Origin of the sequence: Streptomyces sp. NBC_00083, assembly GCF_026343295.1 — a bacterium.
Classification (GTDB): domain Bacteria; phylum Actinomycetota; class Actinomycetes; order Streptomycetales; family Streptomycetaceae; genus Streptomyces.
The window spans coordinates 363641-388032 of sequence record NZ_JAPELY010000002.1 but is presented as its reverse complement, the minus strand read 5'-3'; the positions used below and the strand labels follow the sequence as shown (position 1 = coordinate 388032).

General features: G+C 72.3%; 21 protein-coding genes. 10 read left to right on the top strand and 11 right to left on the bottom strand.

Features of this window, described 5'->3' with window-relative positions; translation table 11 throughout:
- Positions 1 to 177: 177 nt before the first annotated feature.
- The 4 genes from OOJ98_RS18220 to OOJ98_RS18205 are packed head-to-tail and all read right to left on the bottom strand — an operon-like array spanning position 178 to position 4892.
- Positions 178 to 1269: a hypothetical protein gene (locus OOJ98_RS18220; protein ID WP_267055952.1), complete on the bottom strand. Its 1092-nt coding sequence runs from the start codon at positions 1267 to 1269 to the stop codon at positions 178 to 180.
- A gap of 15 nt (positions 1270 to 1284) precedes the next feature.
- Positions 1285 to 2244: an N-acetylneuraminate synthase family protein gene (locus tag OOJ98_RS18215; RefSeq protein WP_267055951.1), complete on the bottom strand. Its 960-nt coding sequence runs from the start codon at positions 2242 to 2244 to the stop codon at positions 1285 to 1287.
- Between the two features lie 12 nt (positions 2245 to 2256).
- Positions 2257 to 3519, bottom strand: a complete 1263-nt coding sequence (locus OOJ98_RS18210) for an acylneuraminate cytidylyltransferase (RefSeq protein ID WP_267055950.1) — start codon at positions 3517 to 3519, stop codon at positions 2257 to 2259.
- Positions 3519 to 4892, bottom strand: a complete 1374-nt coding sequence (locus tag OOJ98_RS18205) for a DUF6716 putative glycosyltransferase (protein WP_267055949.1) — start codon at positions 4890 to 4892, stop codon at positions 3519 to 3521. The genes OOJ98_RS18210 and OOJ98_RS18205 overlap by 1 nt, the downstream gene beginning before the upstream one ends.
- A 188-nt stretch (positions 4893 to 5080) precedes the next feature.
- Between OOJ98_RS18205 and OOJ98_RS18200 the strand changes: the two genes are divergently transcribed.
- Together OOJ98_RS18200 and OOJ98_RS18195 are read left to right on the top strand one after the other, a co-directional pair.
- A complete protein-coding gene (locus tag OOJ98_RS18200) occupies positions 5081 to 6064 on the top strand; it encodes a glycosyltransferase family 2 protein (protein ID WP_267055948.1) in 984 nt (327 codons plus the stop codon).
- On the top strand, positions 6064 to 7428 hold the full coding sequence (locus OOJ98_RS18195; RefSeq protein ID WP_267055947.1) for an alpha-2,8-polysialyltransferase family protein: 1365 nt from the start codon (positions 6064 to 6066) through the stop codon (positions 7426 to 7428). The genes OOJ98_RS18200 and OOJ98_RS18195 overlap by 1 nt, the downstream gene beginning before the upstream one ends.
- 35 nt (positions 7429 to 7463) lie before the next feature.
- Here OOJ98_RS18195 and dnaN read toward each other — a convergent pair whose 3' ends face one another.
- Together dnaN and OOJ98_RS18185 are read right to left on the bottom strand one after the other, a co-directional pair.
- Complete coding sequence (dnaN, locus tag OOJ98_RS18190; RefSeq protein ID WP_267055946.1) at positions 7464 to 8621, bottom strand: DNA polymerase III subunit beta; 1158 nt, start codon at positions 8619 to 8621, stop codon at positions 7464 to 7466.
- A 77-nt stretch (positions 8622 to 8698) separates the two neighbouring features.
- Positions 8699 to 9346: a TetR/AcrR family transcriptional regulator C-terminal domain-containing protein gene (locus OOJ98_RS18185; RefSeq protein ID WP_267055945.1), complete on the bottom strand. Its 648-nt coding sequence runs from the start codon at positions 9344 to 9346 to the stop codon at positions 8699 to 8701.
- Between the two features lie 63 nt (positions 9347 to 9409).
- Between OOJ98_RS18185 and OOJ98_RS18180 the strand changes: the two genes are divergently transcribed.
- Both OOJ98_RS18180 and OOJ98_RS18175 read left to right on the top strand, forming a co-directional pair.
- Positions 9410 to 10882 carry an FAD-dependent monooxygenase gene (locus OOJ98_RS18180; RefSeq protein ID WP_267055944.1) on the top strand — a complete coding sequence of 491 codons (1473 nt, stop codon included), beginning with the start codon at positions 9410 to 9412 and terminating at the stop codon, positions 10880 to 10882.
- Positions 10883 to 11128: 246 nt separating this feature from the next.
- A complete protein-coding gene (locus tag OOJ98_RS18175) occupies positions 11129 to 12310 on the top strand; it encodes an acyltransferase (RefSeq protein WP_267055943.1) in 1182 nt (393 codons plus the stop codon).
- Here the strand turns inward: OOJ98_RS18175 and leuE are convergent.
- A complete protein-coding gene (gene leuE / locus OOJ98_RS18170) occupies positions 12297 to 12950 on the bottom strand; it encodes a leucine efflux protein LeuE (protein WP_267055942.1) in 654 nt (217 codons plus the stop codon). The genes OOJ98_RS18175 and leuE overlap by 14 nt on opposite strands.
- 78 nt (positions 12951 to 13028) lie before the next feature.
- On the bottom strand, positions 13029 to 14609 hold the full coding sequence (locus OOJ98_RS18165) for a methylmalonyl-CoA mutase (protein WP_267055941.1): 1581 nt from the start codon (positions 14607 to 14609) through the stop codon (positions 13029 to 13031).
- A 204-nt stretch (positions 14610 to 14813) separates the two neighbouring features.
- Here OOJ98_RS18165 and OOJ98_RS18160 point away from each other — a divergent pair, with 204 nt between their 5' ends.
- Complete coding sequence (locus tag OOJ98_RS18160) at positions 14814 to 15716, top strand: L,D-transpeptidase family protein (RefSeq protein WP_267055940.1); 903 nt, start codon at positions 14814 to 14816, stop codon at positions 15714 to 15716.
- Positions 15717 to 15999: 283 nt separating this feature from the next.
- Here the strand turns inward: OOJ98_RS18160 and OOJ98_RS18155 are convergent, their stop codons facing one another.
- The 3 genes from OOJ98_RS18155 to OOJ98_RS18145 form a co-directional block, all read right to left on the bottom strand.
- Positions 16000 to 17034: a hypothetical protein gene (locus tag OOJ98_RS18155; protein ID WP_267055939.1), complete on the bottom strand. Its 1035-nt coding sequence runs from the start codon at positions 17032 to 17034 to the stop codon at positions 16000 to 16002.
- Positions 17034 to 17696, bottom strand: coding sequence for an RNA polymerase sigma factor (locus OOJ98_RS18150; RefSeq protein WP_267057012.1), 663 nt, complete (start codon positions 17694 to 17696; stop codon positions 17034 to 17036). The genes OOJ98_RS18155 and OOJ98_RS18150 overlap by 1 nt, the downstream gene beginning before the upstream one ends.
- 305 nt (positions 17697 to 18001) lie before the next feature.
- Positions 18002 to 19747: a glycoside hydrolase family 20 protein gene (locus OOJ98_RS18145; RefSeq protein WP_267055938.1), complete on the bottom strand. Its 1746-nt coding sequence runs from the start codon at positions 19745 to 19747 to the stop codon at positions 18002 to 18004.
- A 190-nt stretch (positions 19748 to 19937) separates the two neighbouring features.
- Between OOJ98_RS18145 and OOJ98_RS18140 the strand changes: the two genes are divergently transcribed.
- The 5 genes from OOJ98_RS18140 (at position 19938) to OOJ98_RS18120 (ending at position 24303) form a co-directional block, all read left to right on the top strand.
- Positions 19938 to 20666 carry a 2-oxo-4-hydroxy-4-carboxy-5-ureidoimidazoline decarboxylase gene (locus OOJ98_RS18140; protein WP_323177911.1) on the top strand — a complete coding sequence of 243 codons (729 nt, stop codon included), beginning with the start codon at positions 19938 to 19940 and terminating at the stop codon, positions 20664 to 20666.
- Positions 20667 to 20869: 203 nt separating this feature from the next.
- Complete coding sequence (sdhC, locus tag OOJ98_RS18135) at positions 20870 to 21250, top strand: succinate dehydrogenase, cytochrome b556 subunit (RefSeq protein WP_267055937.1); 381 nt, start codon at positions 20870 to 20872, stop codon at positions 21248 to 21250.
- A gap of 8 nt (positions 21251 to 21258) precedes the next feature.
- Positions 21259 to 21741 carry a succinate dehydrogenase hydrophobic membrane anchor subunit gene (locus OOJ98_RS18130; protein ID WP_267055936.1) on the top strand — a complete coding sequence of 161 codons (483 nt, stop codon included), beginning with the start codon at positions 21259 to 21261 and terminating at the stop codon, positions 21739 to 21741.
- 31 nt (positions 21742 to 21772) lie between these two features.
- Positions 21773 to 23527 carry a succinate dehydrogenase flavoprotein subunit gene (sdhA, locus tag OOJ98_RS18125; RefSeq protein ID WP_267055935.1) on the top strand — a complete coding sequence of 585 codons (1755 nt, stop codon included), beginning with the start codon at positions 21773 to 21775 and terminating at the stop codon, positions 23525 to 23527.
- Positions 23527 to 24303 carry a succinate dehydrogenase iron-sulfur subunit gene (locus OOJ98_RS18120; protein WP_267055934.1) on the top strand — a complete coding sequence of 259 codons (777 nt, stop codon included), beginning with the start codon at positions 23527 to 23529 and terminating at the stop codon, positions 24301 to 24303. The genes sdhA and OOJ98_RS18120 overlap by 1 nt, the downstream gene beginning before the upstream one ends.
- Positions 24304 to 24392: the final 89 nt, after the last annotated feature.

Genomic DNA, 24392 nt, shown 5'->3' with positions numbered 1-24392 from the left:
TGGTTCACTCGTTGAGGGTAGGCCTTTTCGAGGCTCAACTCGCTCGCGATCAACAAAAGTTCAGCCGCATAGGGGAAAGAAAGCCGGTCGCATGGCGCATGTCGATCGCTTCGGCTGGGTAAGGTATTTCGTCCTTCTGCCCGATGCCGGGAACGGGCGTTCCCCCCGCAGGAGGGCTCAGGCCGCCACCGTCGCGAGCCCGTGGGCCTTGCGGGCGGTTCCCGTCACCCCGTCGAGGAAGCCCTGGGCCCGGGGCGAGGCGCGTTCCGTGAGCCAGCGCGGGTCTATGTCGCAGACCACGACGGTCACGCCGGTGCCGGCGAGCGCGAGCGGCAGGGTGTGGACGACGGTGGAGGGGAAGCTCAGGACCGTCCGGCCGATGGGCCCCCGGCGTGCGATGAGTTCGAGCGGCAGGTCGGGCCTGACCACTTCGAGCCCGGTCCTGGCGTGCAGGGCGTGCAGCTTGTCGGCGGATTCGCGGCGGTGCGCGAAGTAGCGGGTCACCCCGTGCGCGCGGGCCAGCTGGCCGACCGCGTCGAGATAGCTCTCGGGGTCGACGACACCGGTCTCCACCAGCGACGTCCCCACCAGGTCGGCGCCCTTGGTCAGCCGCGGCGGGCCGAAGTGCGCCCGGGTCCAGCCGAAGGTGTTGGGCGTGACCGTGACGCCCTCGGGCGCCTCTATCGGCATCGCGCTGAACACTTCGACGGCGCGGCGCCGCGCGGGGGTGAGCCGGCGCCGGGCGGCGGCGGAGACCGGCGCGAACAGCAGCTCGCGCGCACCGGCCCTGCTGCCGCGCCGGTGCCAGCGCACCAGGCGCTCGCCGCGGGCGAGTTGGGAGACGAACTCCATGGTGGCGGTCCCGTCGTCGACGACCACCAGGTCGCGGGCGCGGGAGACGGTCAGGAGCAGCTGTACGTAGCGCGAGAACGGGTCGCCCATGACGATCCGCTCCGCGCGCCGCAGCATCGGGGTGAGCCCGGCCACGGTGTGCAGCGGGGCGGTGGGCCCGCCCCTGGCCTCCTCCCACCGCACCTTCGCGCCCGCGTCGCGGGCCAGCTCCGCCATCCGGCGCAGCTGGCCGCGCGACATGGGGTCGGTCGGCGAGAGCACCACGACGGTTAGGCCCGCCAGGTCCGGCGCGACGGAGCGCTGCTGTGCGGGCACGCCGTCGAGCAGCGGGCCGGGCGCGTGGGCCCACTCCAGGACGTTGAGGAGCTGGACCGGGCTCTCCACGAAGGCGACGGTGTCGGTGGTCTCCCGAGGCACGGCGGGTACGCCCCCTCAGACCGCGGCCGGAGCGCGGTCCCCGGTGGCGGCGCCGGCCTGGTCGGCGTTGGTGTCGCCGTCCGGCTGGGCGACGACACCGGGGACGCGGCGCAGCTTCTTCATGGGGGCGAGCTCGGAGTCGTAGACCTTCTTGACGCCGTCGCCGAGCGCCGCCTCGATGGTGCGGATGTCACGGACCAGGCGGGTCAGGCCGCCGGGCTCGACGGACGCGGCCTGGTCGGAGCCCCACATCGCGCGGTCCAGGGTGATGTGGCGCTCGACGAAGGCGGCGCCGAGCGCGACGGCGGCGAGCGTGGTCTGCAGGCCCGTCTCGTGGCCGCTGTAGCCGATGGGCACGTTCGGGTACTCGGCCATCAGGCTGTTGATCACGCGCAGGTTGAGCTCCTCGGCCTTCGCCGGGTACGTCGAAGTGGCGTGGCAGAGAAGGATGTTGGCGCTGCCGAGCACCTCGACGGCGTGGCGGATCTGCTGCGGCGTGGACATGCCGGTGGAGAGGACGACGGTGCGGCCGGTGGCGCGCAGGGCGCGCAGGAGCTCGTCGTCGGTGAGGGAGGCGGAGGCCACCTTGTGGGCCGGCACGTCGAACTTCTCCAGGAAGGCGACGGCCTCGGTGTCCCACGGGGAGGCGAACCAGTCGATGCCGCGCCGGGCGCAGTGCGCGTCGATGGCGCGGTACTCGTCCTCGCCGAACTCCACCCGGTGGCGGTAGTCGATGTACGTCATCCGCCCCCACGGCGTGTCCCGCTCGATGTCCCACTGGTCGCGCGGGGTGCAGATCTCGGGGGTGCGCTTCTGGAACTTGACCGCGTCGCAGCCGGCGTCGGCGGCGACGTCGATGAGGGCGAGCGCGGTGTCGAGGTCGCCGTTGTGGTTGATGCCGATCTCGCCGGTGACGTACACGGGGTGGCCCGGACCTGCGGTGCGGCTGCCGAGGGTGCGCAGACGGTTGCTCATGAGGAGGGTTCCTTAGCTGTGCTGGGGTGTGGTGGGGGACTGTGCGGGGGTGTGGTGGGGCTGGGGGTCGGGCCGGGGTGACGGGGTGCGGTCGAGCTCGGGTCCGAGGAGCCAGGCGGCGATCTCGCGGATCGCTCCCTCGCCGCCGGGGGCGGCGGTGACGGCGCGCGCGGCGGCGCGCACCGAGTCGTGGGCGCTCGCGACGGCGACGGGCCAGCCGGCGAGCGCGAAGCAGGGCAGGTCGTTGACGTCGTTGCCGGCGTAGAGCACGCGTTGCGGGTCGACGTGCTCGTCCTCGCACCACTGCTTGAGGGCGAGGTCCTTGCGGTCGATGCCGTGCAGGACGGGGATCCTGAGCTTGCGGGCGCGGGCGGCGACGACGGGGTTCTGCTCGGTGGAGAGGATGAGCAGCTTCAGTCCGGCGCGGCGCAGGGCGGCGATGCCGAGGCCGTCGCCCCGGTGCACGGCGACGAGTTCGCGTCCCTCGGCGTCGATGAGCACCTTGTCGTCGGTCTGGGTGCCGTCGAAGTCGAGGACGACCGCGTCGACGTCGTCGAGGGTGGGGGCGGCGGCGCGGTCGACGAGGGGGGCGAGCGCGCGGGCCCGTGCCAGGTCGTGCGGCTCGTCGATCTCCAGGACCCGGGCCGGGTCGGTGCGTACCAGCGCGGTGCGGCCGAAGAAACGGTGGCGGTGGATGCGGAACCCGGCCGCGTCCATGGCGTAGGCGGCGCCCGTCTCCAGGAAGTCCTGGGGGCGGTCCTGGCGGCGCGGCCGGACCGTCTTGTCGTGGCCCATGCCCTGGCCGCAGGGGGCCCCGTCCTCGAGGGACTCGCGCCACAGGAAGCCATGGAAGGGGGCGACGGTGACGGCGGTGTCGGCGCCGTCCTCGACGACCGCGCCCGCCACGCCCTCGACGTCCTCGCGGGTGAGGAAGGGGCTGGTGCACTGCACGAGCAGCACGGTGGCGGTGCCGGGGTAGGCGTCGAGGGCGTGCAGCACGGCGGCTTCGCTGGAGGCGGTGTCGCCCGCGATGGCGGCCGGGCGGACCACCACGTCGGCGCCGGCCGCACGGGCCGCGGCGGCGATCGCGGGGTCGTCGGTGGAGACGGCGACGTCGGTGACGTGACGCGCGGCGCGGCAGGCGAGCACGGCCCGTACGACGAGCGGGACTCCGGCGACGGGCGCGAGGTTCTTGCCGGGCACGCCCTTGGAGCCGCCGCGCGCGGGGATCACGGCGAGGACCCTTCGGGCGGGGGCGGCGGTCGCTGTGCTCATCACAGTTCTCCCATCCGGCGGATCACGGGCGCGACCCGCTGTACGCCGTGGCGGTAGGCGCCGCGCGCCGTGTCGCGCACGGCGTCCCTGATCAGCCGGCGCAGCCCGCTCGGTTCGTGCGCGGGGGCCGCGCCCGGCAGCGGGGTGCCGTCGGGGGCGAGGTGGTGCCGGGCGAGAAGGCCCGGCAGATAGCCGGGTGCGGTGGTGGCGGTGTAGTACGGCGCGATCGGCGGCAGACCCTCCTGTGCCAGCAGCGCGCCGAGGCGCCCGCGTGCCCGGTCGAAGGCGCGCCGGTAGGCCGCGCCGGGAGCCACGCCCTGGTCGGCGAGCCAGCCGGCGTCGGGCGCCGGCCGGTCCCCGGCGTCCAGCCGGTCCCAGGAGGTGAGGCAGCCGGAGCCGAGGAAGTGGTGGTTGCCGAGGGGCTCGCGCACCCCGAGGTCGGTCAGGACGGCGGTCGGTACCGAGCGGTGCAGGGATTCGAGCGCGGCGGTCGAGGAGACCGTCACCAGGAGGTCGGCGCGGTCCAGGAGGTCGCCCATGTTTCCGTACGCGAGACGGAAGTTGGGCGGCACGTCCATGCCTTTGACGAGTCGCTGGTAGGGGTGTTCCTCGATGTGGGTGGTGTGCTCGCCCGGCTTGGAGCGGAGCTTGAGGACCACCTCGCGTCCGGGGTGGCGGCGGGCGTGCTCGACCAGGCGGCGCAGCAGGTACTGCCGGTCGGCTCGGCTCTCCGGCACGGAGGGCTGGGCGGCGAAGACGACCGTGTCGCGTCCCGGCTCGGGCCGGTAGGGAGCGCCGCCGAGGAAGGGTAGCGCGGCCTCGGTGACCGCGCCGGCGCCGGCGCCCACGCCCTCGTAGACCGCGCGGAAGCGGTCCGCGTCGTGGCGGGAGTTGGCGAGCACGATGTCCGCGCCGTGGCGCAGCAGCAGGCCGTCGGCGAGCTTCTCGTAGACGACGCCGACGTAGCCGGTGACGACGACGGGCCGCCGTGCGCGGCCCCGCCACCGGGCGGCGAGCCCGTGCAGCGCCGCCTGGGCGGCGCCGCCGACGAGCGCGAGCACGATCACGTCGTACGCCTCCCCGACCTGCCCGCCGTCTCCCAACCCACTTGCCCGGTCCAGGAATTGAGCCATCGTCACTTCGCGCAGGCTGTCGGCGCTCGCCCCGACCTCGTCGAGCTGACGCGAGGTGGGGGTGGCGCGGCCGCGGAGCAGGAAGCCGTCCAGGTCGGGGGTGGTGGGCCGGGGCACGGCGGTGTCGGTTCCGGGCACCTCGTCGGCGAGACGGCGCGCGGTGAGCGCGCCCCATTTCCACCGGGTGTCCGAATCCGCGAGAACCGCGATCCGCAGCCGTGAGTCGGTACGTGATGGCACGCCGTAGAAACTAGGAAGCCGGGCGGATTCGCGGCCCAACTCGGCTGCAACAACGGGTTAACAGCGTGACTACGCCCGGCGCCCGGGGTGATCGCACGGGCCGGTTAACGGTCCCGCCTTTCTTCGTTCACCCGGCATCCGGGCGCCGGACAGGACGCAGGACGCGCGGCGCCCCTAGCGTCACCGCCGTGGTCAAGCTCTCCGTCATCGTGCCGTTCTACAACGTGCGCTCCTACGCACCCGACACCCTGCGAAGTCTGCGCGCGAACACCCGTGACGACTTCGAGTTCCTGCTCGTCGACGACTGCTCGTCGGACGGCACGGTCGAGCTGCTCGAACGCGCCGAGCGCGAGCTGCCGGGGGCGGTGCTGCTGCGGCACGCCCGCAACGGCGGCCTCGCGACGGCACGCAACACGGGCCTCGACGCGGCCCGCGGCACCTATCTCGCCTACCTGGACGGCGACGACTGGGTGGCACCCGGCTACTTCGCCCAACTGCTCTCCTCCATGGAGGAGTTGGGCTGCGACTTCATACGCACCGACCACATCCAGGTGACCGGCACGGAGCGTACGGTGCACCGCGTACCGCACGGCAGGCGCGGCGAGGTGATGTCGCCGCGGGACGCCATCCTGCCCGCCACCCGCTCCACCTCCGTGGACTACGCGTACGCCTGGGCCGGGATGTACCACCGCAGGCTCGTCGACCGCGGCCTGCTGCACTTCACCGACGGGCTGCGCACCGCCGAGGACCGGCCCTGGATATGGCGGCTGCACCGCGAGGCGGAGTCGTTCGCGGTCACCGGGCAGCTCGGCGTCTTCTACCGGCGCGGTGTCGCGTCCTCGCTCACCCAGATCGGCGATGTGCGCCAGCTCGACTTCATTCGCGCCTTCGACCAGGTCATCGAGGAAACGGCGAAGGACCGCGATGCCGCGGAGCTGCTCCCCAAAGCGGTACGGACGTACTGCGCGATCATTTCCCACCACATGAGCAGCATCGAGAGGTTCGAACCCGCCGTGGCCAGAAAACTGCGGTCGCTGACCGCGGGTGCCCTGCGGCGGCTGCCGCAGGACCACCTCAAGGACGCGCTGAATTCCATGGACTCCCGCCGCGCCGCCCGGTTGCGCCGGCTGCGCCGCCGGCCGGCCGGGGTCTCGGCGGGGGCGGTCGCCTGATGGGTACGGCACCGGGTCCGCGCACGACACAGATCTTCGCCGCGTCCACGCTGTACGGGGTGGCCACGCTGGCGGCCGCGCTCGACAGCGGCTGCTTCCCGGCGGCCGGCCGGCGGCTGCTGCTGCTCAGCAACAACGCCTACGCGCCGGAGACTTCGGCGCCGCTCGACGCGCTGTCGGGGTTCGAGCGGCTGCGGGGCCGCTTCGACGGCGTGCTCTCCTGGAACGACACCATCGCCCCCTTCCACCCCGCCGGATGGTCCCCGCGCGCCGACGACGCGCCGTTGTGGGAGCGACAGTTGAGGACCTTGTGGGAGCTCGGCGACGACCGTGTCGAGCTCGCCCTGGAGTCCATCCAGGTGAACCCGGCGCAGGCGGTGGCCCAGCTCTTCCCGGACGCGCCGATCACGGTGTACGCGGACGGCCTGATGACGTACGGCCCGACGCGCAACAAGCTCGACCCGCTGATCGGCGGCCGGGCGCGCCGGGTGCTCCATCTGGATCTGGTGCCGGGGCTCGCGCCGCTGCTGCTCGGCGAGTTCGGCGTGCCGTCCGAGCCGGTGCCGACGGCGGCCTTTCTCAAGGTGGTGAGTGAACTCGGCGTCACCGCGACCGAGTTGGAGGTGGGCGGCGACGGCGAACCGATCGCGCTCCTGCTCGGCCAGTACCTGTCCGCGCTCTCCATCCTCACCCCGGAGCAGGAGGAGGAGCTGCATCTGCGGATGGTGCGGGGCGCCGCGGCGCGCGGGCACCGCCGCCTCGTGTTCAAGCCGCACCCCTCGGCGCCGGCCGCCGGGTCGGAGGCCCTGGTGCGCGAGGCGACGGCGCTCGGCGTCCACCTCACGGTCCTGGACAGCCCGTTGCTCGCCGAGGTCCTGTACGAACGGCTCTCCCCCGCGCTCGTGGTGGGCTGCTTCTCCACGGCGCTGCTCACGGCGTCGGCGTTCTACGGCCTCCCGGTCGCCCGGGTCGGCACCGAGCTGCTCTTGGACCGGCTCGCGCCCTACCAGAACAGCAACCGGGTGCCGGTGACCATCGCGGACGCCCTGCTCCCGCCCCTCGAAGCGGGCCCGGACGCGCCGTCCGTCGACCTTCCCGGGCTGCTCGGCGCGGTCGGGTACGCGATGCAGCCCGAGCTGCGGCCGGACCTGCGCGGCGCGGCCGAGCGCTACCTCGCGGGGTCGCTCGACGCCCACACCTGGCGCTACTTCAAGCGGCGCCGGCTGACCGTGCTCGGCCTGCCGGGCGCGGTCCCGGCCCGGCTCGGCTTCGTACCGCGCAACGCGACGGTCCGCAGAATCGCCCGCCGCGCCCGAGCCCTGACCCGCAACCACCCCCTGCTCCGCACTCCGGCCCGGCGCTGAGGCGGTCCCGGCCGCGGCCGGGTGGGCGCCCCGACTCAGCTGAGCTGGCGTACGGACATCAGCAGATGCCGGTGGTCCTGCGGCGCCGGGGCCTCCTCCGCCTCGGCGTCCGGGGCGCCGCTGAGCAGGCTGCGCTGGCCGGCGCCCAGGAGTTCGAAGCGGACCCTGGGCGAGCGGAAGGAGGCCAGGGCGTCCAGCAGATACGCGGGGTTGAAGGCCACGGACAGCTCGTCGGCGTCGGCCAGGGTGGCGGGGAGGCGCTGCGAGGCGACGTCGTCCTCGTAGCCGGCCTGGAGGAGCACCGTGCCGTCGGCACGGAAGTCGAGCCGCACCGGGCTGTTGGGTTCGGCGACGACGGCGACCCGGCGGACCGCGTCGGCGAGCGCCTCGCGCCCGGTGACCGCGACGGCCGGGTTCTCCAGCGCGAACAGCTTGCCGTAGCGCGGAAGGCGACCGTCGAGGAGCCGCAGGGTGGTGCGCATCCGGACGCCCTCGAAGGCGATCAGGCCGGCGCCCGAACCGCCATGCTCCGCCGGCCCGTTGAGACCGATGCGTACCGTGCCCGTCTTCGCGAGGGAGCGTGCCAGCTCGGTCAGGCGGCGGCCCGGCACCACCACCTCGACCGCCTGCGGGTCCGCGGTGTCCGGCTGCCAGGGCAGGGTGCGCACGGCGTAGCGGTAGCGGTCGGAGGCGGCCAGGGTCATGGACGCTCCGTCGAGGCGGAGCTGAATGCCGGTGAGCACCGGCAGCGCCTCGTCGCGGCCCGCGGCGATCGCCACCTGGGCGACCGCTTCGGCGAACCGTGCCGCGTCCACCGTGCCGCGCGGCGCCGGGAGTGCGGGCAGCGCCGGGTACTCCCCCACCGGCAGGGTGGACAGGCCGAAGCGGGTGCCGCCGCCCTCGACCGTGAAGCGTGCGCCTTCCGTCGCGCAGGTCAGCGTCGACTCGGGCAGCACCTTGCAGATGTCGAGCAGTCTGCGGCCCAGCACCAGTGCCTGGCCGGCGCGTCCGGTGTCGGCCGCGACCTCGATGTACGCGGAGGCCTCGTAGTCGAACCCCGACAGGGCGAGCCGGCCCTCTCCCGCCGTCAGGAGCAGGCCGCCTAGGACCGGGACCGGTGACCGGGCGGGCAGGGAGCGGGCCGCCCACGCGACCGCCTCGGCCAGCGCGCCCCGCTCGATCCGGAACTCCATGTGGACCCTCCCCGTTTCCTCGCCGTCCGTGGTGCGCGCACGCTATCCGCCACCACTGACAACGGGCCGCGCTCGCCTTACCCGCCGGGGCGGTACGTGGCCTCGATGCCCGCCACCAGGACGGTCAGGCCTTCCTCGAAGCGTTCGTCGTACGAGGCGAAGATCTCGGGGCCGGCCGCGGCGGCCAGGGGGTAGGCGGCCAGGCGCTCGGCGCGGGCGGCGATGTCGACGGGGCCGTCCTTGTCGTCCGGCCGGGGCGCGCTGCCCTGTTCCTCCGCGACGAAGCCCATCGTGTAGGCGTACACCAGCGTTCCGGCCCGTACCGCGTCGCGCGGCTCGAAGCCCTCCTGACGCATCCGGCCGAGGTAGACCTCCAGGGACTCCGCGTGCTCGGTGCCGGTGAAGCGGGCGCCGCCGTACACCTTCGCGCCGTCGCGGTGGCTGAGCAGCATCGCGCGCAGGGTGCGGTTGACGGTGCGCAGCTGCTCCTGCCAGGTGGGCGCGTCGGCGCCGGGCGGACCGTCGGCGGTCATCCGCCGGTACATGACGGTGGCCATCTCGTCGAGCAGGGCCTGCTTGTTCTTGAAGTGCCAGTAGAGCGCGGGCGCCTGGACGCCCAGCTCCTTGGCGATCGCGCGCAGGGTGAGGCCGTCGAGGCCCACCTCGTTCAGGAGCCGCAGCGCGGTGTCGGCGACCTGCGCCCGGTCGATCTTCGTCGTAGCCACCCCGCCAATCTAGCGTCGCCCCCGCCTTGACAACTTAACACCGTTAAGTGCACGCTTCCCGGCATGGAACTTAACGTCGTTAAGGAACCCGGCCCCGACGCCACCACCGACGTCCTCGTGGTCGGCGCGGGCCCCACCGGCCTCGTCCTCGCCATCGACCTGGCCCGCCGTGGCATCCCCGCCCTGCTCGTCGAGAAGTCCGACCGCCTCTTCCCCGGCTCGCGCGGCAAGGGCGTCCAGCCGCGCACCCTGGAGCTCCTCGACGACCTCGGGCTCGTCGAAGCCGTCCTGCGCGCCGGCCGCGCCTACCCCCGGATGCTCAGCTGGGAGGGCCCGGACGGCGCCGTGCGCGGACGCGAGTGGGACATGATCGAGCGCGCGACCCCCACCGAGCAGGAGCCCTACGCCAACGCCCTGCTCATCGGCCAGTCCCGCCTCCAGGACGTGCTCCACGCCCATCTGCGCGCGCTCGGCGGCGAGGTTCTCTTCGGCGCCGAGGTGACCGGGCTCGTCCAGGACGCCGACGGCGTCACCGCCGCCTTCGCCGACGGGCGCACCGTCCGCGCCCGCCACCTCGTCGCCGCCGACGGCGGCCGCTCGGCGGTCCGGCGGGCGGTCGGCATCGCGATGGAGGGCGAGAGCATCGACCCCAGGCCGATGCTCGTCGCGGACGTCCTGCTCACCCCCGACGTCCTCGTCGACGACCTCAACTGGCATGTGTGGCGCACCCCGACGGACAGCGGCGCCGTGCTCTGCCCGCTGCCCGGCGAGCCCGGCCTCTACCAGCTGATCGTCCGGTTCGACGACGAGCACGCGGCCCCCGACACCAGCGACGCCGGCGTCGTCGGCCACCTCACCGCGCACACCCCGATCACGGCCGGCCAGGTCACCGAGGTCGTCTGGGCCTCCGACTTCCGGCCGCGCGCCGCGCTGGCCACCCGCTACCGCGCGGGCCGGGTCCTCCTCGCGGGCGACGCCGCGCACATCCACTCCCCGGCCGGCGGCCAGGGTCTCAACACCAGCGTCCAGGACGCCTACAACCTCGGCTGGAAGCTCGCCCAGGTGCTCCGCCACGGCGCCCCCGACGAACTCCTCGACACCTACGAGGACGAGCGGCGGCCCATCGCGGCCGGTGTGCTCGGCATGAGCACCCGGCTGCACCGCTACCGCATGCTCGCCGAGAACAACCAGGCCCGCGGGGAGACCCGCCAGCTCGGCCTCGGCTACCGCGGCGGCCCGCTCGCCACCGGGTGCGCGGGCGCCCTGGAGGCGGGCGACCGCGCCCCGGACGGCCCGCTGCCCGACGGGAGGATCTTCGACCTGCTGCGCGGCCCGCACTTCACCCTCCTCGCCTTCGGCACCCCCGCCCCCGCGCTCGCGTCCGCGCAGGTCCACGTCCACGAACTGGGCGCGTACAAGGCGTACGGGCGCGGCCTGTTCCTGGTGCGTCCCGACGGGTACATCGGCTGGGCGGGCGAGGACGCGACGGGCCTCGACGGCTACCTCGCGGCGCTGGGGGTCACGGACCATCTCTGATGACGCCGGACTCGGCTGGTTCCGGGCGGAGTTGAGCCCTCCCGCGCGGCCGGACGACCCGCGCCCGGGGGCGGCCGGTCCCGGTGAAACCGACGCGCGGGCAAACGCGCCGCGGCGGCAGATGAACGGGCCGCGTCGGGTGCGGGAACTCCCCGGCGGCGGCCCCTTCTGCGGCTCCCGGCGGTCCTACTCTGTCGACGCCGCCGCCCACCGGGCCGCGGCCGAACGCCGGGCAAGAGGAGAGCCGTGACCAACACCCTGCCGCGGGCAGACACCACCGCCGCCCGCGGGCCGCACCGGCCGACGGACCGGCACACCCCGGTCGCGGCCCCCGTCTCCCGGCTCCGTGCCCTCGACGGACTGCGGCTCGTCGCCGCCCTGATGGTCGCGCTCTACCACTACGGCGGCCGCTCCGGCGACATCAGCAGGGGCTGGGGCGTCTCGCCGAAGAAGCTGTTCCCCGCCACCCACGAATGGTTCTCCTACGGCTGCCTCGGGGTGCAGATCTTCTTCGTCATCAGCGGCTTCGTCATCTGCATGAGCGGCTGGGGCCGCCCCCTGCGCGCGTTCTTCGCCTCGCGCGTCGCGCGGCTCTACCCGGCGTACTGGGCGGCGCTGATCATCGTCACCGCGGTGTTCGCACTGCCCTGGGTGGTCTACCGGACCGTCACGCCCAGCGAGTTCGTGGTGAACCTGACCATGCTCCAGATGCCCGTCGGCGCGCACCGGGTGCTCGGGGTCTGCTGGACGCTCTGGGCCGAGCTGCGCTTCTACGCCCTGTTCGCCGTCTGCGTGGTGCTGCCCGGCGCGACCCGGCGCCGCGTCGTGCTGTTCTGCGCGGGCTGGACCCTGGCCGCCGCGCTCACCGCGACGACCCGACAGCCGTTCCTGGACGCCGTGTTCATGCCCGAGTACGCGTCCTTCTTCATCGGCGGCATGGGCCTGTACCTGCTCCACCGCAACCGGCGCGACGTGACCGCGTGGGGCATCGTCGCCGTCAGCTGGGCCATCGGCCAGCACTGGGCGGTCGCGGGCCTGTGGCACAAGCCCAGCGCGGCCGCCTTCTCCAACCGGCACGCCTCGGTGATCATCCTCATCATCACGCTGGGCTTCGTGCTCGTCGGCGCGATCGCGTTGGGCCACCTGCACTGGGCGAACTGGCGCTGGCTCACCGTGGCGGGGGCCCTGACCTACCCGTTCTACCTGGTCCACGAGCACCTGGGCTGGGTCGTCGTCGGCGTACTCCACCGCGGGTTCGGCATCCCCGCGCCGGTCACCTTCGGCCTCACCATCGCCTCGATGCTGCTCCTGGCGTGGCTGCTCCACCGCTTCGTGGAACGCTGGGCGACACCGCTGCTGCGCGGGGCGCTCACACGACGGCCGGACACCCGGCAGCCGGACACCCGGCAGCCGGTCACACCCCGCTGAGCGACAGCTTCACCGCGAAGCCGAGGAAGAGCGCGCCCGCCGCGGACGCCGCGCCCGCCGAGAGCCGCTTGCGGCGGCGGAACGCGGCCGCGAGGCGGGTGCCGCTGAATATCAGCGTCGACAGATAGAGGAAGCTGCCGAGCTGGAGCAGCGCGCCGAGCAGCAGGAACGACAGGGCCGGGTAGGCGTAGTCGGGCCGCACGAACTGCACGAAGAAGGAGATCATGAAGAGGATCGCCTTCGGGTTGAACAGGCTCAGCATCAGCGCCCGCCGGTAGGGCCGCTCGCCCGCCGCGTCGGGCGCCGCGACCGGCCCCTCCTGCGCCTTGTCGTGCCGGGAGCGCCACATCGCCACCGCCTGCCGGAGCATCCCGAACGCCAGCCAGCTCAGATAGCCCGCGCCCGCGTACTTGACGACGGCGAACAGCACCGGCGTCGTCTGGAGCAGCGAGGCCACACCGAGCGCGGAGAGCGTCATCAGCACCGTGTCACCGGTGAAGACCCCGGCGGCGGCCGCGTACCCGGTGCGCACCCCGCGGCGCGCGGCGACGGACAGCACGTACAGCGAGTTCGGCCCCGGCAGCAGGACGATCAGCGCCACGCCGGCAAGATAGGTCGGAAGATCGGTCACACCCAGCATGCGGCCGAGTGTCGCATGCGGGTACGACACCGGGCATCCGGGTTTCACGGAGCGGAACAGACCGTTCCGTCGGCTCCCTCAGAACGCGTCCGTCGGCACGTACGTCCCCCACACCTCGCGGAGCGCGTCGCAGACCTCGCCCACGGTCGCGCGGGCCTTCAGGGCGGTCTTCATCGGGTACAGCACGTTGTCCTCGCCCGCCGCCGCCTTCTTCAGCTCGGACAGGGCCGCGTCCACCGCCGCCTGATCGCGCTCGGCGCGCAGGGCGGCGAGGCGGGCCGCCTGCTGGGCCTCGATCGCCGGGTCGACGCGGAGCGGCTCGTACGGGTCCTCGGTCTCGACCTGGAAGCGGTTGACGCCGACCACCACGCGCTCGCCCGCGTCGGTCTCCTGGGCGATGCGGTAGGCGGAGCGCTCGATCTCGCCCTTCTGGAAGCCGTGCTCGATCGCGGTGACCGCGCCGCCCAAGTCCTCGACGCGCTCCATCAGGTGGAGGGCGGCCGCCTCCACCTCGTCCGTCATCCTCTCGACCACGTACGACCCGGCGAAGGGGTCGACGGTCGCGGTCACGTCGGTCTCGTAGGCCAGGACCTGCTGGGTGCGCAGGGCGAGCCGGGCGCTCTTGTCCGTCGGCAGGGCGATCGCCTCGTCGAAGGAGTTGGTGTGCAGCGACTGGGTGCCGCCGAGCACGGCCGCGAGGCCCTGGACGGCGACGCGGACCAGGTTGACCTCGGGCTGCTGGGCGGTGAGCTGCACACCCGCGGTCTGGGTGTGGAAGCGCAGCATCAGCGACTTGGGGTTCTCGGCGCCGAACTCGTCGCGCATCACCCGGGCCCAGATGCGGCGCGCGGCACGGAACTTGGCGACCTCTTCGAGGATGGTCGTACGGGAGACGAAGAAGAAGGAGAGGCGCGGCGCGAAGTCGTCCACGTCCATGCCGGCCGCGACGGCGGTGCGTACGTACTCGATGCCGTCGGCCAGCGTGAACGCGATCTCCTGCGCGGGCGAGGCGCCGGCCTCAGCCATGTGGTAGCCGGAGATCGAGATGGTGTTCCACTTGGGGATCTCGGCCCTGCAGTACTTGAAGATGTCGGCGATCAGCCGCAGCGAGGGCTTCGGCGGGAAGATGTAGGTGCCCCGCGCGATGTACTCCTTCAGCACGTCGTTCTGGATCGTGCCGGTCAACTGGTCGGCGGCGACGCCCTGTTCCTCGCCGACGAGCTGGTACATCAGGAGCAGCAGCGCGGCCGGGGCGTTGATCGTCATCGACGTGGAGACCTTGTCGAGCGGGATGCCGCCGAACAGGATCCGCATGTCGTCGAGGGAGTCGATGGCGACGCCCACCTTGCCGACCTCGCCGGAGGCGATCGCGGCGTCGGAGTCGTGGCCCATCTGGGTCGGCAGGTCGAAGGCGACCGAGAGGCCCATGGTGCCGTTGGCGATGAGCTGCTTGTAGCGGGCGTTGGACTCGACGGCGGTGCCGAAGCCGGCGTACTGCCGCATGGTCCAGGGCCGGCCGGTGTACATCGACGGGTAGACGCCGCGCGTGAAGGGGTACGCGCCGGGCTCGCCGAGCTTCTCGGCGGGGTCCCAGCCGGCGAGGGTGTCCGGCCCGTAGACCGGCTCGATAGGCAGACCGGATTCGGACTCGCGCGTCATGTGCTGTGCCTCCCGTTGGAGTTCCGCTGCTTTATTACTCACTGGTACCCACCCTCGCGACGGACTGTAGCGGCGCGGGCGCCACGGGTGGACAGGCGCACGCTGGGAGCTTGCTCACAACTTTCGCGACGCGGTCGCCCGCTTTTGCAACCGTTCGGCGCGGGAATCTGTCTCTGGGGACACAGAGAATCAGGGGGGCGACCGATGCGCCAGAACCACCGCACCACTGTCATAGCCAAGACCCTCGCCGCGAGCGCCGTCGTCGCGGTGGCCGCCGTCGGCTGCGGGCCGGGCGCCAAGCCGCTGTCGGACGGTCCGGCCGCCCCCGGATCGCCCGCGGCCCCGTCGTCGTCCGCGTCCTCCTCGCACTCCCCCTCCGCGGCGGCTTCCACCGACGACAAGCCCGCCGCCGCGCCCAGCGCGTCGGCCGCCGCCGCCAAGCCCGCCGCCAAGCCGTCGGCCGGGCCCGCGCCCAAGGTGCTGATGGCGAACGGCTCCAAGGGCGCCCAGGTCAAGGAGCTCCAGGCCCGGCTCGCCCAGATCGGCTGGTTCGACTCCGCCCCGACGGGCACGTACGGTGCCGCGACGACCGCCGCCGTCAAGGGCTTCCAGGGCAAGCGCGGGCTCCCCGCGACGGGGAAGACGGACAGCGTGACCTGGGACCGGCTGCTCGCCATGACCACCGAACCGACGGCGCAGGAGCTGGCGGGCACGGCCGTCAACAAGCCGGCCGCCAAGCTCGACCCGCGCTGTATGACCGGCCGCACGATGTGCATCAGCAAGACGAGCCGGACGCTGTCCTGGGTCGTCGACGGCAAGGTCCAGTCGACGATGGACGTGCGCTTCGGCTCGGAGTACACGCCGACCCGCGAGGGCGTCTTCAAGGTGTTCGAGAAGAGCCGCAACCACGTCTCGACGATCTACCACACGGCCATGCCGTACGCGATGTTCTTCAGCGGCGGCCAGGCGGTGCACTACTCGTCGGACTTCGCGGCCCGCGGCTACAACGGCGCCTCGCACGGCTGCGTCAACGTCCGGGACAAGGCGAAGATCGCGGCGCTCTTCGACCAGGTGCGGAACGGCGACAAGGTCGTCGTCTACTGGTGAGCCGCCCGGGGCCGGTCGGGGCCGGCCAAGAAGGGGGGCGCGGGCGGGACCGGGGGAACGTGTCCCGCCCGCGCCATTCGCGCGGAGCCGTGGGTACGGGGGGAACCCCGGCTCATCTGCGCCGCCGATGACCAGTCGGCTCACTCAGTACTGCGCCGCCGTCTCAAAAAACGTTACTCCCGGTTTTGACCGGGCCCTTTTCCGCGCGCTCGGGACGCGACCGCAGAGGGATCGGGAGCGTTCGGTGCGGGGCGGGGCGTTCAGGCGAGTGCGTGCGGGGCGTTCAGGCGAGTGCGGGTGCGGCGGGGCTGAGCCGGCCGAGCAGCCCGTCGGGCCTGGTCACCGAGGACTGCTTGCCGCCGCCCCCGCCGCCGGCGGTCTTCCCGGGGACGTCGCCCTTCCCCTTGCCCGGGGCGCCCGGACCGCCCGATCCGCCGCCGCCGTCCGCTCCGCCGGGCCTGCCGCCCTTGTCGGCGCCGTCGCCCTTGCCGCCCTTGTGGTCGAGCAGCAGATCGCAGAACGCCTTCACCGCGGCCGGGCCGTGGGCGGCCGACTCCAGGGTGCGGCGCTTGCTCTGGTCGAGCCGGCCCGAACGGTAGTCGCGGCAGTCGTCGGCCCTGTTCGCGAGCCACTGCTGGGTGCCGCCGCCCTCGGTCCCCGCGCCGGGGGCCGGGCCGCCCTGCTCGGTGCCGTCCCCGTCCCCGTGGCCGGGGCCGGTGCCGGTGTCCGCGCTCGGCCCGCCCGGGGTGGCCGCGGCCGAGGGGTCGCCGCCGGTGCTGCCGGGCGCGGTCGGCTGCCCGTGCCGGTCGCCGGGGGTCGCGGTGGAGGGGCCGGGCGGCAGCGAGTGCGAGGGCGAGGTGTCGACGGGTCCCGGAGTCATGTCGGCGGACACGGTCGACGCGGGGGTGGGGTCCTGCTCGTCGAAGGCGAAGGGACCCGGCAGCACACCGGTGCCCGCGGCGACGGCGACCCCGCCGAGCGCACAGCAGGCCAGCGCGGCGGCGAGTCCGAGGCGCACGGGCGCGAAGCGTCTGCGCCGGGGGGCGTCGGCCTGCCGTGCCACGCGCCCGACCTTGACGAGGCCGAGACCTTCGGTGTCCGCGGCATCGGCGGTGCGGGCCTTGCGGAAGGCGGCGAGGGCGGCCGCCTCGCCGGGCAGTTCGGTGGTGGCCGGCTCGGTGGCGCCGAGGGAACGCAGCAGGGCCGCGAGGACGGCTGCGTCTTCGCGGGCCCGCTCGTCGCCGGGCTCGACGCCTTCGCCGCGCAGCAGTCGCTCGGCGGCATCCCCGTCAAGCCACTCGTGCCGCTCGTCAGCCATCACATGTCCTTCTGCGTCCGGGCGGGCGATTGCGTCACACCGCGTTCCGGCGCGCGCTGCGACGGCATGGCGCCCAGCTCCTCCGCATCCTGGGCCACATCCTCCGCGGAGCCCTCCGCGCCGAGCAGTTCAGCAAGCCGCTTCAGGCCCCGGTGCGCGGCGGTCCGCACCGCGCCGGGCCGTTTGCCCAGGGTCTGCGCCGCGCTCTTCGCGTCGAGGCCGACCACCACGCGCAACACCACGGCCTCGGCCTGGTCCTGCGGGAGCTGGGCGATGAGCGCCATCGTACGTCCGGTGCCGAGCGCCTCCATCGCCTCGTCGGCGGTGTCCGACTCGGCGGGGCGCGCGGTCAGCTCGCTCTCGTCGCCGCCGACGGCGGGCCTGCGGCCGCGCATCCGGATGTGGTCGAGGGCCCGGTTGCGGGCGATGCGGGCGGCCCAGCCGCGGAACCGGTCGGCGTCGCCCGTGAAGCGTTCCAGGTCGCGGGCGATCTGGAGCCAGGCCTCGGAGGCGACGTCCTCGGAGTCGGGTTCGCCGACCAGCGTGCGGATGTAGCCGAGCAGGCGCGGGTGCACGGCGCGGTAGACGGCACGGAACGCGTCCTCGTCCCCGTCCTGCGCCCTGAGCACCGCGGCGGTCAGCTCCGCGTCGTCCCCCAGCAATCCCTGCACCCTGTCTTGACTGACTGTCTCGATGTCACCGCTGGTCATCACGGTCGCATCCGCGTACGCGAATCTGCACGCTACGGCCTTGACGCCCCATAAGTCCACGCCTTGTACAACCCGCAACTATCTCCTGACGCAGCGCGGTGTGACAGAAAACGCACCCTCGGCGCTGAAGGGAGTACGGGGTCGCCACAACGACCCCGCCGGAAGACGGCCGGGGCCTCTCCTGTGGGGGGTGGCGGCCCCGGTCGTCCTCCGCACCCGCGGGGCCCTCCGCCGCTCGCGGAGAGCAGGAGCCGCGCTCAGCCCAGCCGGTCGGCCAGGGACTTGAACTCTTCCCACGCCATCGACGGCGCGCGCGTGTCCCACAGCTTCTGGGCCGTCGCGCGCAGCGGCATCCGGATGCCGCGGGCCACCTGTTCCTCGGTCTGGGCGCCGGGGATGTCCGACCAGACGGCGAACCGGCCGCCGAGGATCTGGCCCGCGTACTTGGCGTCCACCGGCTTGGTGGAGCGCAGGACCAGCGGGGTCCACTCCTCGTAGATCCGCTTGCCCGTCGGGTACTTGAAGGTGTTGGGCTCGCCGACCACGTAGTACAGGTACTCGTCGTTGAGGTTGACCACCGGGCGGCCCTCGGCGAGGTAGTCCTCGGGCGGGCGCACCCCGATCTCCTTGCCCGTCCAGTACTCGACCTCGCGGCCCTGGTCGGCCGAGACCTGGCCGCCGGCGAAGAAGCCGTCGTTCCACGCCTTGAAGGTGCGGCCCGCGCTCGCCGAATCGACCGTCTCCTCGCGGTCGTTGAGCCAGCCCGTCGCCAGGTCCTTGATGTCACCCTTGGCGCCGTACTTGGCGCGGGCCGCGTCCGCGAGACCGGGGAAGGCGGATTCGGGGGTGGCCGGCGCCTTCACCACGAGCGCCTGGTACTCGTCGCCGCCCAGGTGCCAGTACTGGCCGGGGAAGAGGTCGGCGTACTCGCGCAGCAGGTCGTCGACGATGCGCGCCGAGTCGGGGTTGGCGATGTCGATGGCGCCCTTGACGGCCTTGCCGTCCTTGTCGCGCAGCTGGAGGTCGGGGTGGGCGGCGATCACCGCGCCGAGGTGGCCCGGCGAGTCGATCTCGGGGACCACCGTGATGTGCAGCTTGGTCGCGAGGGCCACGATCCGCTGGACGTCGCGCTTGCTGAGGTGGTCGCGGGAGACGATCTCGGGGTGGCTCTGCGACTCGATGCGGAAGGCCTGGTCGTCGGAGAAGTGCAGGCCGAGCTGGTTCATCTTCAGGTCGGCCATCTGCCGCAGCTGGTCCTCGATCCAGGTCTCGCTGTACGGCTTGCGCGCGATGTCGAGGTTGAGCCCCCGCTGCGGCTTGTCGGGGCGGTCCTTGACGACGCCCTCGGGCATCACCCCGCCGCCCTTGAGCGCCTGCTTGAGGGTGCGGGTGCCGTAGAACACCCCGGCGTCGTCGTCGCCGGTGATCCGCACCCGGCGGTCGGTGGTGGTGAGGGTGTACGACTCGGGCACGGGCTTCTGCCCGGCGGGCGGCCGGTTCAGCGCCAGCTCGATGTCGCCCGCGCCCGGCTTCGCGCCGGTGGTGTAGCCGACGCCCAGCTCCTGCGCGAACAGCTTCCCCTCGTCGGCGAGGCTCTCGCTGCCGGTGGCCACGATCACCCGGGTCGAACCGACCGGCCGGAACCCGGGCCCCCGGGCCGCGCGGTGTTCCCGTACGGAGGGGATCGTGCGGGGCGGTGACGAGATCGGGTAGATCGGCGAGGGGGCCGGCAGCGCCGAGGAGGCGCGCCGGGTGTCGACCGGGCCGCCGTGGCCGCCGTGGGTGTCGTCGTCCGGCCAGACCGCGATGATCAGCGCGAGGACCGCGAGGCAGCCGAGGCCGACCTTCAGCATCAGGGCACGCCGGCCGCGCGGCCGGTGGAGCCAGGCGGGCCGGGCCCACGGGCGCGGCTGGGAGGCGCGCGCCTCGGACGACGGCGAGGACGACCCCTTCGGGTCGCCGGACCGCGGCGTCCGGGCCCGTGACATCCTGAAACGCGACATCACTCAGAAACCTCCCGTCGCCCAAGGGTAAGGGCCAAGCCGGGTCCCCCGCCCGTCGACCGGACGGCCCGGCAACCCGGCGACCTGGCGCCGAAGTGCCGGGGAAACCGTCCACCGCGCGTGGCCCGGTGCTCACGTCCGGGTGAAATTTCGCGCAACCCTCGGACGCCTCCCGCTCCACGTCGATAGCGTGGCGGCACTCCCACCTCTCTGTCCCCTCCAGTTTTCGCGCTCCGAGCCCGTCCGTCCCGCACTGCACCGTCCCGCGCGGTGTTTCGAGGAGCCCACGCTGTCCAGCGATTCCCACACCGGCCCCCGGAAGCGACCGCCGACACTCCATCACACTCCTCGTGCCCAGGGGCGGGCGGCCATACCGAATCAGGTACGGGGCACATCCGTTCCGGCTGCCCCGCCGCGCCTCGGCGGACTCGACCGGTTCAACCACGCGTCGTCCGGCGCGGCCGAGGCCGCCCTGCTCGCCTGCTGCGCAAGCCGCCGCTGGGCGCTGCGGATCGCCGCCCACCGCCCCTACCCCGACCTGGGCTCCCTTCTCGCCGCGGCCGACGAGGCGAGCTACGACCTGAGCGCCGCCGATCTCGACGAGGCGCTGGCCGACGAGTCCTCGCCCGGCCTGCACGAGAGCGCCCCGCAGGCCGCGCACACGGCGCTCGCGGCGGCACACGCGGCGTACGAGAGCAGCTTCCGGCACGCCTTCGTGATCTGCCTCGACGGCGTCGACCCGGCCGAGCACCTGGACCGGGTGCTCACCGGGATCCGCGTACGGATGAGCAACGAGCGGGACGAGGAGCGCTCGATCGCCGCGGACGAACTGCGCCGGCTGGCCCGCGCCCGGCTCGCCCATCTGGTGGCGAGCCACCCCGAACCCGACGCGTGGAGTGCCGCACCCCACTTCCTGTAGGGCCGTCGCGCAGGTCGGCCTCCCGCCCGTCCTCTAGGCCGTACGAGCCTGTTTGATTGCCTGTTTGATCACACCTATGGACCCGGCGCGAGGGAACCGACAACTCGTCGCTACGATGACCGGGGCCGGTGGACCGTACCCGGCCGGGTCAGACCGACACTGAAGCCGGCCGGCCCTTCACACCGCTCCCGGAGGGTTCTTCCGTGCCGGCTGGAACGCTGTACCGCGGCCGGGAAGGAATGTGGTCCTGGGTGGCTCATCGAGTCACCGGCGTCCTCATTTTCTTCTTCCTGTTCGTCCACGTCCTCGACACCGCTCTCGTGCGTGTCTCCCCCGAGGCGTACGACAAGGTCGTGGCCACCTACAAGACGCCCATCGTTGCGTGTCTGGAATACGGCCTCGTCGCCGCGATCCTGTTCCACGCGCTCAACGGCCTGCGCATCATCGCCGTCGACTTCTGGGCCAAGGGCCCGCGCTACCAGAAGCAGATGCTCTGGACCGTCGTCGGTATCTGGGTCGTGCTGATGGTGGGCGCGCTCTACCCGGTGCTCGGCCACGCCGTCCGTGAACTGTTCGGGAGCTGAGGACTGAGATGTCTGCCGAAACCTCTTCCGCCGCCGCCATCGGGGAAGTCGAGGGCGCGAGCCTGTACGACACCGATCACCCGGCCCCGCTCATCGAGGCCCCGCGCCGGCGCACCAAGAAGACCCCGAAGTCCACCCGTACGAACTTCGAGCTGTACGGCTGGATGTTCATGCGGCTGTCCGGCATCGTGCTGGTCGTCCTGGTCCTCGGGCACCTGCTGATCCAGCTCGTCCTCGACGGCGGCGTCTCCAAGGTCGGCTTCGCGTTCGTCGCGGGCCGCTGGGCGTCCCCGTTCTGGCAGATCTGGGACCTGGCCATGCTGTGGCTGGCCATGCTGCACGGCGCCAACGGCCTGCGCACCGTCGTCAACGACTACGCGCAGCGGGACAACACCCGCTTCTGGCTGAAGATGCTGCTCTACACCGCCACGGTGTTCACCGTCCTGCTGGGCACGCTGGTGATCTTCACCTTCGACCCGAACATCCGCTAGGCCACGGGCTGAGGGACTGAGGAATTCTCTGATGAAGATCCACAAGTACGACACCGTCATCGTCGGCGCCGGCGGCGCCGGCATGCGCGCGGCCATCGAGTCGACCAAGCGCAGCCGCACCGCCGTGCTGACCAAGCTCTACCCCACCCGCTCCCACACCGGTGCGGCGCAGGGCGGCATGGCTGCCGCGCTCGCCAACGTGGAGGAGGACAACTGGGAGTGGCACACCTTCGACACGATCAAGGGCGGCGACTACCTGGTCGACCAGGACGCCGCCGAGATCCTGGCGAAGGAGGCCATCGACGCGGTCCTCGACCTGGAGAAGATGGGCCTGCCGTTCGGCCGCACGCCCGCCGGTGAGATCGACCAGCGCCGCTTCGGCGGTCACTCCCGCAACCACGGCGAGGCCCCGGTCCGCCGTGCCTGCTACTCGGGCGACCGCACCGGCCACATGATCCTCCAGACCCTCTACCAGAACTGCATCAAGGAGGGCGTGGAGTTCTTCAACGAGTTCTACGTCCTCGATCAGCTCCTGGTCGAGGAGGACGGCGTCAAGAAGTCCGCGGGCGTCGTCGCGTACGAGCTGGCCACCGGCGAGATCCACGTCTTCCAGGCCAAGTCGGTCATCTACGCCTCCGGCGGCACCGGCAAGTTCTTCAAGGTGACGTCCAACGCCCACACCCTGACCGGTGACGGCCAGGCCGCGTGCTACCGCCGCGGGCTGCCCCTGGAGGACATGGAGTTCTTCCAGTTCCACCCGACGGGCATCTGGCGCATGGGCATCCTGCTGACGGAGGGCGCCCGCGGTGAGGGCGGCATCCTCCGCAACAAGGACGGCGAGCGCTTCATGGAGAAGTACGCGCCGGTCATGAAGGACCTCGCGTCCCGTGACGTCGTCTCGCGCTCCATCTACACGGAGATCCGCGAGGGCCGCGGCTGCGGTCCCGAGGGCGACCACGTCTACCTCGACCTGACGCACCTCCCGCCGGAGCAGCTCGACGCCAAGCTCCCGGACATCACGGAGTTCGCGCGCACCTACCTCGGCATCGAGCCGTACACGGACCCGATCCCGATCCAGCCCACCGCGCACTACGCCATGGGCGGCATCCCGACCAACGTCCAGGGTGAGGTCCTCAGCGACAACACCACGGTCGTGCGGGGTCTGTACGCGGCCGGCGAGGTCGCCTGTGTCTCCGTGCACGGCGCCAACCGTCTGGGCACCAACTCGCTCCTGGACATCAACGTGTTCGGCAAGCGCGCGGGCATCGCCGCGGCCGAGTACGCGCACACCACCGAGTACACCGAGCTTCCGGAGAACCCGGCGGCGCAGGTCGAGGCGCAGGTCGCGAACCTGCTGTCGGCGACCGGCACCGAGCGCGTGGCGGTCATCCGCAAGGAGCTGCAGGAGACCATGGACGCCAACGTCATGGTCTTCCGCACCGAGCAGACGATCAAGACGGCGGTCGAGAAGATCGGCGAGCTGCGCGAGCGCTACCGGAACGTGTCCGTCCAGGACAAGGGCAAGCGGTTCAACACCGACCTCCTGGAGGCCATCGAGCTGGGCAACCTGCTCGACCTGGCCGAGGTCATGGCCGTCTCCGCCCTGGCGCGCAAGGAGTCCCGCGGCGGTCACTACCGCGAGGACTACCCCAACCGCGACGACGTCAACTTCATGCGCCACACCATGGCGTACCGCGAGGTCGCGGACGGCGGCAAGGACTCGATCCGCCTCGACTACAAGCCCGTCGTCCAGACCCGCTACCAGCCGATGGAGCGTAAGTACTGATGGCAACCCCGACGATGGACAAGCCCGGCACCACCGGAGCGCCGGAGCCCGGCTTCGCCGACTCGCCGTACATCACCGTCACCTTCCGGATCCGCCGGTTCAACCCGGAGGTCTCGGACGAGGCGCAGTGGCAGGACTTCCAGCTGGAGATCGACCCGAAGGAGCGTGTGCTCGACGGTCTCCACAAGATCAAGTGGGAGATCGACGGGTCGCTGACCTTCCGTCGCTCCTGCGCCCACGGCATCTGCGGTTCCGACGCCATGCGCATCAACGGCAAGAACCGCCTCGCCTGCAAGACCCTGATCAAGGACATCAACCCCGCCAAGCCCATCACCATCGAGGCCATCAAGGGCCTCACGGTCCAGAAGGACCTGGTGGTGGACATGGAGCCGTTCTTCCAGGCCTACCGCGACGTGATGCCCTTCCTCATCACGAAGGGCAACGAGCCGACGCGCGAGCGTCTGCAGTCGCCGGAGGACCGCGAGCGCTTCGACGACACGACCAAGTGCATCCTGTGCGCCGCGTGCACGTCGTCCTGCCCGGTCTTCTGGAACGACGGCCAGTACTTCGGCCCGGCCGCGATCGTGAACGCGCACCGCTTCATCTTCGACAGCCGTGACGAGGCGGGCGAGCAGCGCCTGGAGATCCTCAACGACAAGGACGGCGTGTGGCGTTGCCGCACGACGTTCAACTGCACCGACGCGTGCCCCCGTGGCATCGAGGTCACCAAGGCCATCCAGGAAGTGAAGCGCGCGCTGATCACGCGCCGCTTCTGACCCTTCCCGGCCGTACGTGTGCGAGGGCCCCGCACCTGGAAGTTCGCTTCCGGGGGCGGGGCCCTCACCCGTACCGGTGAACGCGCGGT

Bases quoted from the DNA above. Each gene is read 5' to 3' on its own strand.
- OOJ98_RS18160 (WP_267055940.1), top strand. From the start codon at position 14,814: ATGCGCCAGAACCACCGCACCACTGTCATAGCCAAGACCCTCGCCGCG.
- OOJ98_RS18165 (WP_267055941.1), bottom strand. From the start codon at position 14,609: ATGACGCGCGAGTCCGAATCCGGTCTGCCTATCGAGCCGGTCTACGGG.
- OOJ98_RS18155 (WP_267055939.1), bottom strand. From the start codon at position 17,034: ATGGCTGACGAGCGGCACGAGTGGCTTGACGGGGATGCCGCCGAGCGA.
- leuE (WP_267055942.1), bottom strand. From the start codon at position 12,950: ATGCTGGGTGTGACCGATCTTCCGACCTATCTTGCCGGCGTGGCGCTG.
- OOJ98_RS18120 (WP_267055934.1), top strand. From the start codon at position 23,527: ATGGCAACCCCGACGATGGACAAGCCCGGCACCACCGGAGCGCCGGAG.
- OOJ98_RS18130 (WP_267055936.1), top strand. From the start codon at position 21,259: ATGTCTGCCGAAACCTCTTCCGCCGCCGCCATCGGGGAAGTCGAGGGC.
- OOJ98_RS18215 (WP_267055951.1), bottom strand. From the start codon at position 2,244: ATGAGCAACCGTCTGCGCACCCTCGGCAGCCGCACCGCAGGTCCGGGC.
- sdhA (WP_267055935.1), top strand. From the start codon at position 21,773: ATGAAGATCCACAAGTACGACACCGTCATCGTCGGCGCCGGCGGCGCC.
- OOJ98_RS18180 (WP_267055944.1), top strand. From the start codon at position 9,410: ATGGAACTTAACGTCGTTAAGGAACCCGGCCCCGACGCCACCACCGAC.
- OOJ98_RS18145 (WP_267055938.1), bottom strand. From the start codon at position 19,747: ATGTCGCGTTTCAGGATGTCACGGGCCCGGACGCCGCGGTCCGGCGAC.
- OOJ98_RS18195 (WP_267055947.1), top strand. From the start codon at position 6,064: ATGGGTACGGCACCGGGTCCGCGCACGACACAGATCTTCGCCGCGTCC.
- OOJ98_RS18210 (WP_267055950.1), bottom strand. From the start codon at position 3,519: ATGAGCACAGCGACCGCCGCCCCCGCCCGAAGGGTCCTCGCCGTGATC.
- dnaN (WP_267055946.1), bottom strand. From the start codon at position 8,621: ATGGAGTTCCGGATCGAGCGGGGCGCGCTGGCCGAGGCGGTCGCGTGG.